General features: G+C 46.5%; 11 protein-coding genes. 4 read left to right on the top strand and 7 right to left on the bottom strand.

Features of this window, described 5'->3' with window-relative positions; translation table 11 throughout:
• Position 1 precedes the first annotated feature (1 nt).
• The 6 genes from EGT74_RS06710 to EGT74_RS06685 are packed head-to-tail and all read right to left on the bottom strand — an operon-like array spanning position 2 to position 7,730.
• Positions 2-1,033 (bottom strand): Gfo/Idh/MocA family protein, encoded by a 1,032-nt coding sequence (locus tag EGT74_RS06710; RefSeq protein ID WP_123845745.1) that lies wholly within the window; start codon positions 1,031-1,033, stop codon positions 2-4.
• 1 nt (position 1,034) lies between these two features.
• Positions 1,035-1,607, bottom strand: coding sequence for an acyltransferase (locus tag EGT74_RS06705; protein ID WP_123845744.1), 573 nt, complete (start codon positions 1,605-1,607; stop codon positions 1,035-1,037).
• A 1-nt stretch (position 1,608) separates the two neighbouring features.
• A complete protein-coding gene (locus EGT74_RS06700; RefSeq protein WP_123845743.1) occupies positions 1,609-2,742 on the bottom strand; it encodes a DegT/DnrJ/EryC1/StrS family aminotransferase in 1,134 nt (377 codons plus the stop codon).
• 2 nt (positions 2,743-2,744) lie between these two features.
• A complete protein-coding gene (locus tag EGT74_RS06695; RefSeq protein WP_123845742.1) occupies positions 2,745-4,031 on the bottom strand; it encodes a nucleotide sugar dehydrogenase in 1,287 nt (428 codons plus the stop codon).
• 28 nt (positions 4,032-4,059) lie between these two features.
• The gene (locus EGT74_RS06690) at positions 4,060-5,127 is read right to left on the bottom strand and encodes a GumC domain-containing protein (RefSeq protein ID WP_123845741.1); all 1,068 of its coding nucleotides are present in this window, start codon (positions 5,125-5,127) and stop codon (positions 4,060-4,062) included.
• A gap of 23 nt (positions 5,128-5,150) precedes the next feature.
• The gene (locus EGT74_RS06685) at positions 5,151-7,730 is read right to left on the bottom strand and encodes an SLBB domain-containing protein (protein WP_123845740.1); all 2,580 of its coding nucleotides are present in this window, start codon (positions 7,728-7,730) and stop codon (positions 5,151-5,153) included.
• A 171-nt stretch (positions 7,731-7,901) separates the two neighbouring features.
• Between EGT74_RS06685 and EGT74_RS27290 the strand changes: the two genes are divergently transcribed.
• Positions 7,902-8,036: a hypothetical protein gene (locus EGT74_RS27290; RefSeq protein ID WP_317126705.1), complete on the top strand. Its 135-nt coding sequence runs from the start codon at positions 7,902-7,904 to the stop codon at positions 8,034-8,036.
• Positions 8,037-8,090: 54 nt separating this feature from the next.
• Here the strand turns inward: EGT74_RS27290 and EGT74_RS06680 are convergent, their stop codons facing one another.
• Positions 8,091-9,221, bottom strand: coding sequence for a nucleotide sugar dehydrogenase (locus EGT74_RS06680; protein ID WP_317126704.1), 1,131 nt, complete (start codon positions 9,219-9,221; stop codon positions 8,091-8,093).
• 561 nt (positions 9,222-9,782) lie between these two features.
• On the opposite strand from EGT74_RS06680, the gene EGT74_RS06675 reads away from it, so the two are divergent.
• The 3 genes from EGT74_RS06675 (at position 9,783) to EGT74_RS06665 (ending at position 14,600) form a co-directional block, all read left to right on the top strand.
• Complete coding sequence (locus EGT74_RS06675; protein ID WP_123845739.1) at positions 9,783-10,283, top strand: RNA polymerase sigma factor; 501 nt, start codon at positions 9,783-9,785, stop codon at positions 10,281-10,283.
• Positions 10,284-10,772: 489 nt separating this feature from the next.
• Positions 10,773-11,300, top strand: coding sequence for an isopentenyl-diphosphate Delta-isomerase (gene idi / locus EGT74_RS06670; RefSeq protein ID WP_123846841.1), 528 nt, complete (start codon positions 10,773-10,775; stop codon positions 11,298-11,300).
• Positions 11,301-11,438: 138 nt separating this feature from the next.
• Positions 11,439-14,600 (top strand): GDSL-type esterase/lipase family protein, encoded by a 3,162-nt coding sequence (locus EGT74_RS06665; RefSeq protein WP_123845738.1) that lies wholly within the window; start codon positions 11,439-11,441, stop codon positions 14,598-14,600.
• Positions 14,601-14,624 lie beyond the last annotated feature (24 nt).

Raw genomic sequence — 14,624 nt, 5'->3', positions numbered from 1 at the left:
ATTATTTTTTTATATTATTTTCCGAATAAATTCTTTCTATCATTTCAACTACTTTGAGCCCTTCCAGGGCGTTGGTAGTAATGGATGCCCTACCCTTTAGAACGTCTACTACGTTTTCGATAACATAGTGGTGATTTTGAGCAGAGCCTTTATAGGCGCCATAGTCGTTGCCGGGATTGGTGGGGGCCAGTTTGGGCATATCATAGTCTTTTACGTTGCAGATCTCTACTTTATCCATATATTGACCGCCTATTTTTATTGATCCATTTTCCGAAATGATCGTCATTGAACTCTCCAAGTTCTGATTCCAGACAGAAGTGGAGAAATTTAAGGCTCCAATACCACCATTAACAAAGTCGAAGCTTACAAAGCCTGAATCTTCGAAATCGGTCAGTTCTTTGTGATTAAAGTCATTGAATCGAGCTTTAATGTTTTCTATATCTCCAAAGAGCCAGTACATGATATCGATAAAATGGCTGAATTGGGTAAATAGCGTACCGCCATCTAAATCTTTTTTTCCATGCCAGCTGTCTTTTTTATAATATCTGTCATCGCGATTCCAATAGCAGTTGAGCTGTACTAGGAAAATTTTGCCGAGTTTGCCAGATTCAATAATTTCTTTTATCCACACGGACGGAGGAGAGTATCGATTTTGCATTACCGCGAAAACGTGCTTGTGCACATGTAGTGCTTTAAATATCACCTTTTCTGCATCTTGTTTCGTAAGCGCCATCGGTTTTTCTACAACTATGTGTTTTTTTGCTGAGAGACATAGCATTGCATGTTCAGCATGATATCCGTTTGGTGTGGCAATGTTTATAACATCCACTTCAATACCTGATGCCAAAAATTCTTCCAGACTTCTGAAAAAAGGGATATTTAACTCCTGAATCTTTAAATGATTCGGATCTCGGACATCGATAATGGCGACTAATTCAGACTCATTGTTGCGTAAGATCATTTCAATGTGCCTTTTGCCGATGTGTCCACAGCCAACAACTGCGAATTTTATTTTGGTTTCTTCTTCTGCCATTTTATTTAATTCTTTTTACCTGGTTGTTTTCAAATAGATATTCTTGTTCGCTTTCCGGACATATCGCAGTTTTTTCCGCAGTAAAAAGAAGGCGATGACCAAACTCGCTCATCCAGCCTATTTGCTTGGCGGGATTACCTACAACCAAAGCATATGCGGGAATACTTCTCGTAACTACAGCCCCTGCTCCAACGAATGCATATTCTCCTATGTTGTGGCCACAAACAATAGTTGCATTAGCTCCAATTGATGCGCCTTTTCCTACATGAGTTTTTTCGTACATTCCTCTCCGATTAACTGCACTTCGCGGATTAATAACATTGGTAAATACGCATGAAGGCCCCAAAAAAACGTCATCATCACACGTCACTCCGGAATATATCGAAACATTATTTTGCACCTTTACGTTGTCACCTAATATTACCCCAGGAGAGATTACTACATTTTGACCTATGTTACAGGTTTTGCCAATTTTGCAGGCGGTCATTATGTGAGAAAAATGCCAGATTTTTGTTCCTTCTCCAATTTCAGCTCCGTTATCGACCACTGCAGTAGGGTGTGAGAAATAGCTCATTTTAAATTTTTTTATAAAAAGATTTTATTGCATTAACGATGCGATGCTGCTGTTTTTCAGTCAGTTCGGTGTGAATTGGTAGCGATAGCACACTACTACAAAGATATTCGGTCGCTGCTAGACTCCCGGATATAGAGCTAATAGATGTGTATGCTTCCTGTTTATAGAGGGGGATCGGGTAGTATACCATTGCAGGAATGCCTTCAGCTTCCAAGTGTTCTTTTAAAGAGTTCCTAAGATCGTTTTTTACCTTTAACGTATATTGGTGATAGACATGCGTACTGTAGGGAACGAGTGTGGGTGTTATGATTTCTTTCACATCAGCTAACATTTCATTATAACGAAATGCAGCTATTTGACGCGCGCTGGTATAAGCGTCGAGATAGCTCAGTTTTATTTCTAATATTGCCGCTTGTATTGAGTCAAGTCTGGAGTTGACCCCAATGTACTTATGTACATATTTTTTTGTCTGCCCGTGGTTGGCAATCACGTTTATTTTGTTCGCAAGCGCGGTATTTTTTGTGTAAATGGCACCTCCGTCACCATAGCATCCAAGGTTCTTGGAGGGGAAAAAAGATGTACAGCCAATATCACCAATTGTACCGGCTTTAGCCGTTTTCCCATCAGGAAACGTGTAAATCGCTCCAATTGCCTGAGCTGTGTCTTCAATCACATAAAGATTATACTTACGTGCCACTTTCATGATGGCATCCATATCCGCACATTGGCCAAATAGATGAACGGGGACCACGGCTTTGGTTTTTGGGGTAATTGCTTGTTCAATGAGATCCGCTGTAATATTAAAGGTTTCCGGGTCTACGTCAACCATTACCGGAGTCAATCTCAGCAGCCCAATCACTTCGGCAGTAGCAACATAAGTGAATGAAGGAACAATGACTTCATCTCCCGGCTGAAGGTCTAATGCCATCATGGCGATCTGTAATGCATCTGTGCCATTTGCGCAAGGGACTACGCTAGCGCCGTCGAGATATGCTTCTAGAGCCCTTGTGAAGCTCTTGACATGCGGGCCATTGATAAAATTGGCAGAAGCAATACATTCGATTACAGCATTGTCTATATGTGCCTTTATTTTTTCGTATTGACCTTTGAGGTCCACCATTTGAATGTTTTCCATAGTTATAGTCTTGCGTCTACGAGATTTCTATTAATAAACGATTTTGTGTCAAAGACGACCGCATTATTACCATTGCAGAGCTTTTCAAAATCAATTGAAAGAAATTCTTCATGGGATACGGCTAGGATAACGGCGTCATAATGATCTTCGATCTTGTTGATAAGTTCGATTCCGTATTCATCCATAACTGCATTAGCCTCTGCGTGAGGATCGAATACATCGACTGATAAGCCAAATTGTACAAGTTCCTTATAGATGTCTACTACCCGAGAGTTTCTGATATCCGGACAATTTTCCTTAAACGTAACTCCCAGTATCAGTGCTTTCGATCCATTTATTTTATGATTTTTTTTGATCATTAGCTTTATGACCTTATTTGCAACAAACATTCCCATATTGTCATTGACTCGGCGCCCGGAGAGAATTACTTGAGGATGGTATCCTAAAGATTCCGCCTTATGCGCAAGATAGTAGGGGTCAACGCCTATGCAATGTCCCCCAACCAATCCCGGTTTATATTTAAGGAAATTCCATTTACTGCCAGCAGCCTCAATAACATCTGTCGTATCAATACCTATTCTGTCAAATATGAGTGCTAGCTCGTTCACGAAACTGATGTTTACATCTCGCTGTGCGTTTTCGATCGCTTTTGAGGCTTCAGCTACTTTTATACTCGGGGCTTTGTGCGTTCCCGCACTAATAATGCTTTTATAAAGGTTATCTACAACAGTTGCTATATTTGGGTTGGAGCCAGAGGTTACCTTTTTGATTTTCGTGAGTGTATTCACTTTGTCTCCGGGATTGATTCTTTCAGGGGAATAGCCGCAATAGAAATCACTATTGAACTTAAGGCCGGAAACTTTTTCAAGCATTGGTACACAATCTTCTTCTGTGCAACCTGGATAAACAGTCGACTCGTATATGACGATGTCTCCCTTTTTTAGCACGTTCCCAATCATTTCAGAAGCTTTAAGTAGAGGTTTCAGATCGGGAGCCTTAAACTGATCAATAGGGGTAGGAACTGTTACAATATAAATGTTGTATTCCTTAAGGTCGTCTTTAATACTTGAAAATGAAAGACCACGTGAACCATTTCTACCACCTTGAATCACTTGTTTGAGGTCATCGGTATTGGCCTCTTTAGTATGATCAACCCCCTTTTTCAACTCATTCACACGTTGTGCATTAATATCGAATCCCAGTACCTGATATTTTTTGCCAAATTCAATGGCTAGGGGCAGGCCTACATACCCTAATCCAATAACAGCGATTTTGTAAGGTTTATCCATTTGGGTTTTATTAGTATTTAGTTTAACATTATTCCATTATCTCCTTGAGGATTCGTCGAATCAATAGAAAAACTATAGTTATAAATCCTCCGGCGGCTCCGCCTAAAACGATACCTTTTATCCATCCGAATTTCACTTTCTGGAGAGGAAGAATAGGGGCATCAATGATTTGTATCACTGGCGTTTCCTGCATCATAGTCATCCGAGCCATTTCAAGATTCTTGATAACTTCTGCATACATAACTTGCAATAGGCCTTTCTCGCGCATCGCAACCTCAGTACCTACTGATGCTACGTTCCTTGCAGGGTTCTTATTAATGTCCAAAAGAGCAGCTGTTGAATACGTTCTTTTGTTCAGTAAGGATTCAATAGAATCTGCCGTTTGTTGAAGTTTTTCAAGATTCGATCTCGAACGACGCGTTTTGGTGTTTACATAAAAATCAGTGGCTTCCTTTAGTAGTCTTTCAACAAACATTTTTGAGAAACCCTCATTTGTTGACCAACATTTTATCGAAATAAAGCTTGTTTTCTTGTCAGGCTTGGTTACCTGCAGATGATCTCTAATTAAAGATAGAGATAAGATATTTAATATGCTGTCCTGCGTTAAGGAAAACTGTCTCCTATCTGCGTTTACGGGAAACTGAATTACTTTTAACTCAGGTTTCCAGCGTTCTCTAAGTTTATTGAATTTAATGTAGTAGTCAGCTAAAGTAGTTTTACTGTCATCTTCAAGCGGAGAAAGCAATGCTTTTTCGACAATGAAGCGGGATTTCAAAAACCCAATAATGTTGTCTTCCGTAAATAAACCAGAGGATGACCCACCACCTAATTCAAGTCCGAACTGACTAGCCAAGTTGGCGTAGTTGCCAAGACCTCCAGATTTCGTTTCTTCAAGTATGAATGTTAATTCTCCTTTGTATCTAGTTTCCCTCGTTTGCGCGTAGAAAAGTCCCAATGCAGCACCTCCTAAACTGATAACTAAAATTAGCTTCCATTTATCTAGCAAAAAGCGGCACCATTCTCCAATCTTTAAAAGGAGGAACTTAAGTGATATTTCGTCATCAGAATAATTCTGATTTGCCGTAGACTGCTTCATAGAATTTTATATTTTCCGTAATATCACTTGATTTTGTCTAAAACTGTAACAATGATTAGTGCTAGTGATGCAATCCCTGTTGTAATGCCAATTGCTTCTTGTCCGCTGAGCCCTTTGCTATCTTTCTTGGAAGGGACATAAATTTCAGCTCCGGGGCGAACTTTTGGATAGCGGTTGAAAAATAAGACCTTGCTGGTACTCTTTACATCTCCATTTGCGTAAACAACGTAGCTCCGCCTTTTTAAAGCGCTATTTGTAAATCCGCCGGCGCCACGAATGTAGCCACGGAATGTCGTATTTTTTTCAAAACGAACCTTCTTAGGGAAATATATTTCGCCCAAAAGCTGCACCGTTTGCAATTTTTTGGGAATCTTGATTATATCTCCTTTTTCTAGCCGCAGATCGTACTTCGAACCCGGAGATGCCATTATTGAAGGTAAATTGATACCAAGCAGTTGTTCCTTCTGTGTTACCGTATTTTCCATCTTGCGGATCGCGGAGCTGTCTGCAAGCTTAGCGAAGAAAACTTGAAGTTTGGAATTCAACAATGCACTATCGGAAGCGTTAACAAATGTTTTTCGTAGCAGTACGGCTCCTTCAGCATAGGCTCCGGGCCGAAGTCCTCCTGCTCGTCTTATAAGATCGGAAATTTTTTCGGTCTTTGTATTAATTGTATATAGGCCAGGATAAACAACTTCGCCATCGATAGAAACAGCAGCCTGTTCGGAATAGGTGGGAGATTTTCGTACTACGACTTCATCAAAAGGTTGCAGGGCAAAACCGTTTAGAGAACTCAGGTCATCCTTCAAATCAAACTGAGCAACAATAGCCGTAATGCTATCAGCCGGGCTATATTCCTTTCCGCGAATACGCCGTGAAACTTCAATTCTTTTCAATGATGCCGCATCGCGCAAGCCATCCGCCATAAGAATCAAATCCCCCACCTGAAGGCTGTCTGAATAATTAAAATACCCAGGTTTATTTACTTCCCCGGAAATTTTCACCTGATATTCCTCCCGAAGGGCTAGTTTAGAATAGATAACAACACTGTCTTCCCGCTGCAAGAGTACCTTTTGACGTCCGGAAACAATGTCCTGAACATCGAAACTCAGCGTAGAGGGGGTAAAATCCTCTTTCAGCCTAAAGATCACGGCCCTGGCAAGTGATGCGTCTTCCTTGACACCGTCAGCGCGGCTAATCAGATCTGCCACCGTCATGTTATTCTCCAGCGCATATTCCCCGGGATGAAATACCGCACCAGTAATGGTAATCCGGTTAGTAAAACGGCTCAACACAGAGTCCACGGTAAATTTATCGCCCGAGCGGAGCTTAAAAACAGCAATGTCATTAAATGGAATATTCACGACCTCACGTTCCTTGTTGTTAATGCGGCTGGCCCTTATAACATCCCGATATGCGATGTCTGTAAATCCGCCAGCATAATCCAGCACCTGCTGCAACGTTTCGGATTCCTTTACCTCAAAGATAGCCGGCCGCTTCACCTGCCCAACCAATTCAACACGGGTTTTGTAAGCATTTACGCGCACAATGTCCTGATCCTGCAGTACAATATTGTTGGTGAGGTCACCATTGGTCAGGAAGTCATAAAGATCAAAACGCACCAGTGGTTGTCCATTGCGAATGACCTGGATATCCCGGAAAGAGCCATTAAGATTAGGTCCACCAGATACGTAAAGGGCGTTAGCTACAGTGGCTAACGACAGGAGGGTATAGGTTCCTGGTTGTTCAACCTCTCCAATCAACAATACCTTAATGCTGCGGATTGAGCCCAGGGAAACCTGCACAAACGTATTGCCTGATTTTATTCCGCCGTAAATGGTGGATAATTGCTGGGAAATACGCTTGGTTGCTTCATCCATCGTCAAACCATTCACATACACAGGGCCGAGGTACGGGATGCGAACAAAGCCTTCAGGAGAAACTTTCAGCTTATGCTGCACTTCGGAATAACCATACACGTCAATCACCACTTCATCTCCAGCCGCCAGTTTATAATTGGGGGGCGTTGCTATACGGAGATTGGGCTCAAAAGTGAGGTTTTTATTACTGAACAGATCTGCTCCAAATATTTTTCTACGCCGTTCCTCGTAGGCGCGCTCTGCAGCGGTCATCGGTTTTTTATCCCTGGCGGATTGATAAGTCATATTATCATCGATACCGCGGTCGGTTTGAGCATCGCCCGTCTGTGAGGATTGAGACGGCGAGATCAGTTCTCTATCTAGATTTAAAGCGCGTATCCGGTCCTTCAATTTAGACGCTTCCGCAGGAGGAATACCTTTCTGCTGTGCGTATGTGTCCAACTGGTCCAAACCAACCTTATTTCGCTTCATCTCAGCCACCAACTGCCGAATTTGTTCATCCGACAAATCTTCCGCTTTCATCTGCTGGGCCTGTTTTTGCGAAATCGAAGGCACCTGGGCAAATGCACACAAGCCAATCATCAGGAATATCTGGACCAAAAATATTTTCTTCATGCGGTGTTTAGATATAAAAAAACTTCTCAAAATCGTTCCGCTTTCTGCAAACACCCTGCCATTAAAGGGTTTGCAAAAAATGATCGGCAAATTTATTAAAAATAACATATAAATGTTAGCGGATTGAAAATCAGTCAAAACCACAATACAGGAATTCCTCAAAACTACAAAACCATTAGATTATAAGTAACTCCTTAAATTTTTGAATCCGACCTATATCAAAACAGGAATGAGTTTTATTTTGAAAATCAATGGTTTAAACCACCAAACTGCTTGGGTATGCAACTGCAAACCAGCAGTAATGCCTACAACCGCGCATCCACCATCCCCCGCTCCAAAAACGCCTTCGTATCAAAAATCACCGACTGCTTTCCATTCTTCAACACCTTGAAATCCAACTTATTAAACTCCTGATGGGCTACTGCCAGAATCATCGCGTCATAGTGCCTGTCCGGTTTCTCGATGAGATCAATACCGTATTCCTCCTTTACCTCTTCTTTTCCCGGCATGTGGGTCGTACACGTCCACATTCACCCCGAATTGCCGTTGCTCGCGGTAAATGTCAATCACCCGGGAATTCCGGATGTCGGGGCAGTTTTCCTTGAAGGTGATGCCCAGGATGAGAGTATTGGCCCCATCGATCTTAAACCCGTTGCGGATCATGAGTTTAATGACTTTATTGGCCACGAACATCCCCATATTGTCATTCACCCTACGGCCCGAAAGGATTACCTGGGGGTGATAACCGAGGGACTCCGCTTTGTGGGCGAGGTAATACGGGTCTACGCCGATACAGTGCCCGCCAACGAGCCCCGGCCTATATTTAAGAAAATTCCACTTTGTACCTGCTGCATCCAGGACGTCATTTGTGTCAATGCCCATGCGGTCGAATATGAGCGCCAGCTCATTGACGAAACTGATATTTACGTCTCTCTGGGCATTTTCGATGGCTTTGGAGGCTTCGGCCACTTTAATGCTGGGCGCCTTGTGGGTGCCGGCGGTTATGATGCTTTTATACAGGTCGTCCACTGCCGTGGCAATTTCAGGGGTGGAACCGGATGTTACTTTTTTGATCCTGGTAAGGGTGTTCACCTTGTCGCCGGGGTTGATTCTCTCGGGGGAGTACCCGCAAAAAAAGTCTTTGTTGAAGGTGAGACCGGAGAATTTTTCCAGTACAGGTACACAGTCTTCCTCGGTACAGCCCCGATAAACCGTCGATTCGTAAACGACGATATCCCCCTTCCGGAGGTACCGGCCCAGCATCTCGGAGGCCTTCAGCAGGGGTTTCAGGTCTGGCGCTTTGAATTGATCGATAGGCGTGGGAACGGTTACGATGTAAATATTACAGGATTCCAGGTCTTTTTCGTCGGAGGAAACAGTCAGCCCTGCGCCCACTCCGGCCTTGCCAGCCTCCATCACCTCCCGGAGACTTGAAAGGTCCGCCTCATTGGTATGGTCTTCCCCACCGATCAGCTCCCTTACGCGGACGGTATTGATATCAAAGCCCAATACGGGGTATTTTTGGGCGAACGCAATGGCTAGAGGTAAACCAACATAACCCAATCCCACAATGGCAATTTTATGATCGTTAGCGGTCATTTTTCTGATTTGCTAGCAATGTTAATGTTATTTCCTGGAGTTATATATTATAAAATGCCGGTTTGTACTGTTGTCTGTTTTAATAATATCTCAGGTGAACGGGAAGGCCACTGAGCCTATGAACCGTTCATTCCTGCCATCCCTGGAACATACAAGAGAACGTTTCCCCCCCTCAAAAAACAAGGTTCGGCAAAGTTATCTCAAATCAACCTTTTAAACTGTCAACCCGCAGAAACCGATACCCAAAGTGAGCAAACTTTTTTCAGAATTACAAAACCATCCGCCATCTTTTTGCGTACATACTCCTGAACACGTGGACTATTCGTGTTATATGATTGCCTGCTAACATTTGTTTAATTATTCATGCATAAATACCCAGGCCTTTGTAACCCGGTTAACCAGTAATAAAAAGAGGATATCAGCAATTCCTGTGCTTCACTAGAGCTTGATTATGAAATTGTTAATCATTGAAAACTTGTATTGCCAACGTGAAAAAATCGCAGAAATTGTTTGGAGTAATGCTTTTTTTTGTTTAAATTAGAACAACAAAAATTAAACAATATGTCATCCGCTGAATTTAACACCCTATTGCTCAGCAATGCTGACTTTCTAAAACCCTTTGCCATTACCTTGACAAAGGATGCCGAATCCGCCAAGGATCTTTATCAGGAAACCATGTTCAGAGCCCTTTCCAACCAGGAGAAGTACCTTGCCGGTACCAACATCAGAGCCTGGCTGTACACCATCATGAGGAACATCTTCATTAACAATTACCGGCGAAAATCAAAACAACACCTCTGCTTCGACAATTCCACCAACGACTTTCTGCTAAACACCCAACAGGTCATTATCGGCAACCAGGCAGAAAGTGGATTGAGAATCAAGGATATACAGTTGAGTGTGCACAACCTGCCCGTCATTTTCAAGAAACCCTTCATTTTGTACCTCGACGGATTTAAGTATTTCGAAATCGCCGACATTCTGGAAGAACCCTTAGGAACCATCAAGAGCCGTATCCATTTCGCCCGTAAAATGCTGAAAGCCCAGGTAACCCGTTTCTGACCCGTTTTTATCATATCCGCCCTCCCCGGATATACTCCAAGACAAAATATCCCTTCAGACTTTTTACTGCTACCGGAACTTACCCGCCCGGATAGGTATACTTTTTTGCTTTACCCAGCGGTACTGTCAAGCTTTCCCGTACATGCAGTGAGGCCTTTTGTTCCCAAGCGCTATGGCGTAGAAAAAATTCATGCTGTATGCGTTGAATGCGATAATCCCGGGAAAAAGAGCACATAAGGAAGGGATTCCATAGCCGTACCGCCAATCAAAGAACATTGGCCTATAGTGCCCATGGGCTTACCTGGTCAGGCGAACTTTGCCTTTAGCGCCAATGTGGGCACCATGATAAGATGAGGGCAGGGGTTTGGACTGGTGCAAGTGCGACAGGTTTGCAGTGAACAGGACGGATGTACCCCCCTTTTGTGCCCGCTGCTGTAAAATGCGCCTAACTTGCCCTATATTTATAGCCGAACCATTTCCGACTTAGCAATGTTACTGCCGCCCGTTATACTCGTTAATGAACACGACGAACCTGTTGGTACCATGGAAAAAATGGAGGCCCACCAAAAAGGATTGCTGCATCGCGCTTTCTCCGTTTTTGTCGTCAATTCCAAAGGAGAGATGTTGCTGCAGCAGCGGGCGCTGAATAAATACCACTCGGGTGGCCTGTGGACAAATACCTGCTGCAGTCACCCCCTGCCGGGGGAAGACACCTCTTCTGCCGCACATCGCCGGCTGATGGAGGAAATGGGGTTCGACTGCCCGCTCCGGGAAATCTTCACTTTCACCTACCGCGCGGCTCTGGACAACGACCTTACAGAATATGAATTCGACCATGTGTTGCTCGGGGTGTACGATGGAGCGGTACAGGCAGATGCCGCCGAAGTGCTCTCGCACCGGTTTCAACCGGTCGGGGATATTTACCGCCAACTGAAGGAAACGCCGGACACGTTTACCCACTGGTTCCACATCGCCTTCCCGAAAGTAGCCGACTATATGGAATTGCATAAATTGTAGCCCCCAACTTTTCACTCCAAAATGGGACATCTTCGTATTGATTTCCACTGTACCTTTGTGCCAGTGAACCAATTCCTGTTCTAACCGCATACACCCCGCTGAATCCCTGATCAGAATTTTCTACCCCAAACGTACAACATGAAAAAATTCCTGTTATGCTGTGTGCTGTGCCATCTAGGGCTGGCTGGTTTTGCGCAAACGAATTATCCCGTGGTCATTTCGGTTGTGGGCTCTTCCACCGCCGCGGGAACCGGTCCCCTGGATCCGCAGAATGCGTTCGTAAACCGGTACCGCACCTATCTGAAATCGCTCAACAGCGCCAGCGAGGTATTTAATATTGCGGTGGGCGGCAGCACCACCTATCATTGCAGCCCGGTTTGGTACAATCCTGGCCCTACCCGCCCCGCACCCATCTTCGCGCGTTCCGTCAGCAGGGCCGTTGCGCCTGACAACGGATTCCGGAAACCGGATGCCATCATCATCAGCCTGCCCACGAACGACGGGGCCTCCGCCTATACCCTGGCTGAAACGCAGGCCAATTTTGAACGGATGGTCGCCACGGCAGACTCGCTGCACGTTCCGGTGTGGGTGACCACCTCCCAACCCCGCAACGACCTGCCGCAATCGCAGATTAACCTGCTGCTGGGACTCCGCGATTGGGCGCTGCCGCGCTTCGGCACGAAAGCGATCAACTTCTGGGCAGACATCGCCGGGCCCGACAATCTCATTAAACCGGCGTTGCGCGGCGGAGACCTGATCCACCTTAACGATTCGGCGCACGGCATATTATTCAATAAGGTACTCACCGCGGCCATCCTCGACACGATCGCCAAAGGCCCCGTCCGCTTCGGCGCATTTACGGCCGCCCTGCAGGGACAGCAAGTGCTGCTGCAATGGGAAAGCCACCGCGAGCGTTATATGCAGCGCTATATCGTGGAACGTAGTGCGGATTCGATCAACTGGACTGCGGTTAACACCGTTAATGCCAGCGGCACCACCATCACGCCGCACCAATACAGCAGTACAGACGCCGCTCCTTCGGGCGCTGTGTATTATCGTTTATGCATGGAGGATGTTTACGCGCGTAAATTCTATACCGCCGGTAAAAAAGTTGGCAGCGGTCCCCCGCCCCAGCCCCCGGCGGGTAATCCGGCAGTAGTGATCGCCGTGGTGGGCTCATCTACCGCGGCGGGCGACGGTGTCATGGATCCGCAGAAGGCGTTCGTGAACCGTTATCGTACTTATCTCAAGTCTCAAAACACCGCCAGCGATGTTTACAACATCGCCATGGGCGGCACCAACACGTATTATTGCAACCCCCTCTGGTATAACCCGGGTTCGTCTAAACCCGCACCCATTCCGGCCCGTAGCATCAGCCGCGCGCTGAACCCGGATAATGGTATGCGCAAGCCGGATGCCATCATTGTCAGCATGTCCACCAACGACGCCGCTTCCGGTTTTACGCTGGCGGAAACCCAGGCCAACTTCGAGCGGATAGTGGCTACGGCGGATTCGCTGCACATTCCCGTATGGGTGGCCACTTCACAGCCGCGTAACGATCTGTTCGGCGGACAACCCGCCGCGGCCATCGGCCTGCGTGACTGGGTGCTGCAACGCTTTGGCCCCAAGGGAGTTGATTTCTGGACAGACATTGCCGGCCCGGACAACCTGATCAAACCTGTGTTCCGCACGGGAGATATGGACAATGTGAATGATTCGGCTCACAGCATCTTATTTAACAGGATAGTGAATGCCCGCATCCTGGACAGCATTGCCTTGGGCCCTGTGCGCTTCGGCGCTTTCTCGGCAAGCCGTCAGGGGCAGGACGTGTTAGTGCAGTGGCAAAGCCACCGGGAGCGCTATATGCAACAATATGTGGTGGAGCGCAGCACGGATTCCCTGAACTGGGCGGCCATCGGTACTGTGGCAGCCAACGGGTCCACCATCGTTCCCCGTCAATACAGCAATACAGACGCTGCAGCTCCTGCCGGCATCCTGTATTACCGTTTGCGCATGGAAGATATTTATGCCCGCAAATTCTATACAGCGGGTAAAAAGGTGGGCACTACGCCGCCGCCGCAACCGCCGCAAACACCTGTCGTGAACCAGGCCATTGTTGTGGCGTTGATCGGTTCGTCTACCGCGCAGGGACAGGGGCCGGTTGATCCGCAGAAAGCTTTTGCGAACCGTTACCGTACCTACCTCAAAACGCTCCATACCGCCAGCGAGGTGTATAATATAGCTCTGGGCGGCACTAACAGTTACCACTGCAATCCCGTCTGGTACAACCCCGGACCATCCAAGGCGGCGCCCATTCTGGCCCGCAGCATCACCCGTGCGCTTAATCCGGATAACGGCATGCGCAAGCCGGACGCTGTCATTGTCAGCATGGCCACCAACGATGCCGCTTCCGGTTTCACGCTGGCGGAGACCCAGGCCAACTTCGAGCGGATAGTGGCCACTGCCGATTCTCTGCACATCCCGGTGTGGGTCACCACGTCCCAGCCCCGTAACGATCTGTTCGGTGGGCAACCTGCGGCAGCTATTGGTCTGCGCGACTGGGTGCTGCAACGCTTCGGGCCCAAAGGAGTCGATTTCTGGACAGACATTGCCGGGCCGGATAATCTCATTAAGCCGGCGCTCCGTGCTGGCGACCCATGGAATCTCAACGATTCTGCGCATGGCATTTTACACGCCCGGTTGTTGAACGCCCGTATTGTGGACACCATTGCAAAAGGACCTGTCCGTTTCGCAACCTTTGGTGTGATTGCCGAAGGACAGGGAGCGCGCGTCCAGTGGGAAAGCCATCGCGAGCGCTATATGCAGCAATATATAGTGGAACGAAGTATCGATTCCATCAGCTGGACGGCCATCGGTACGGTGGCTGCCAATGGCTCCAGCATCGTGCCGCGCCAATACAGCAGCGTGGACGGAACATTGCTCGCCGGCCCGGTGTATTACAGGTTGTGTATGGAAGATATCTATGCCAGGAAGTTTTACACCCATGGTGTCAGGTTCACCCCTTCAGGCTCCTTTAGACGAATGCAGCCGGCGGTAGGAGCCGTGGCGCAGAACGAAAGCCGGCTGTTAGCTTATCCTAATCCGGCCGGTCATAGCTTCCGCGTCAGGGCATTGACGCCGGGCAGGCATACATTACAGGTGTTTAACAATATCGGCCAACAGGTGTTTGAAGACCGTGCTTACGAAAATGAAAAAGAAGTAAGCCAAAACTGGAGGAGCGGAGTGTATTACCTGGTGATTGACGGCGGAAAGTATTCCATTACCCTGTTGCGTATGTAAAATTACAGGCAGCATGCCCGTCCA

It is taken from the genome of Chitinophaga lutea, assembly GCF_003813775.1.
GTDB classification, from domain to species: Bacteria; Bacteroidota; Bacteroidia; order Chitinophagales; family Chitinophagaceae; genus Chitinophaga; species Chitinophaga lutea.
The sequence above is the reverse complement of the archived record's forward strand: the minus strand, read 5'-3'. Positions and strand labels throughout refer to the sequence as shown.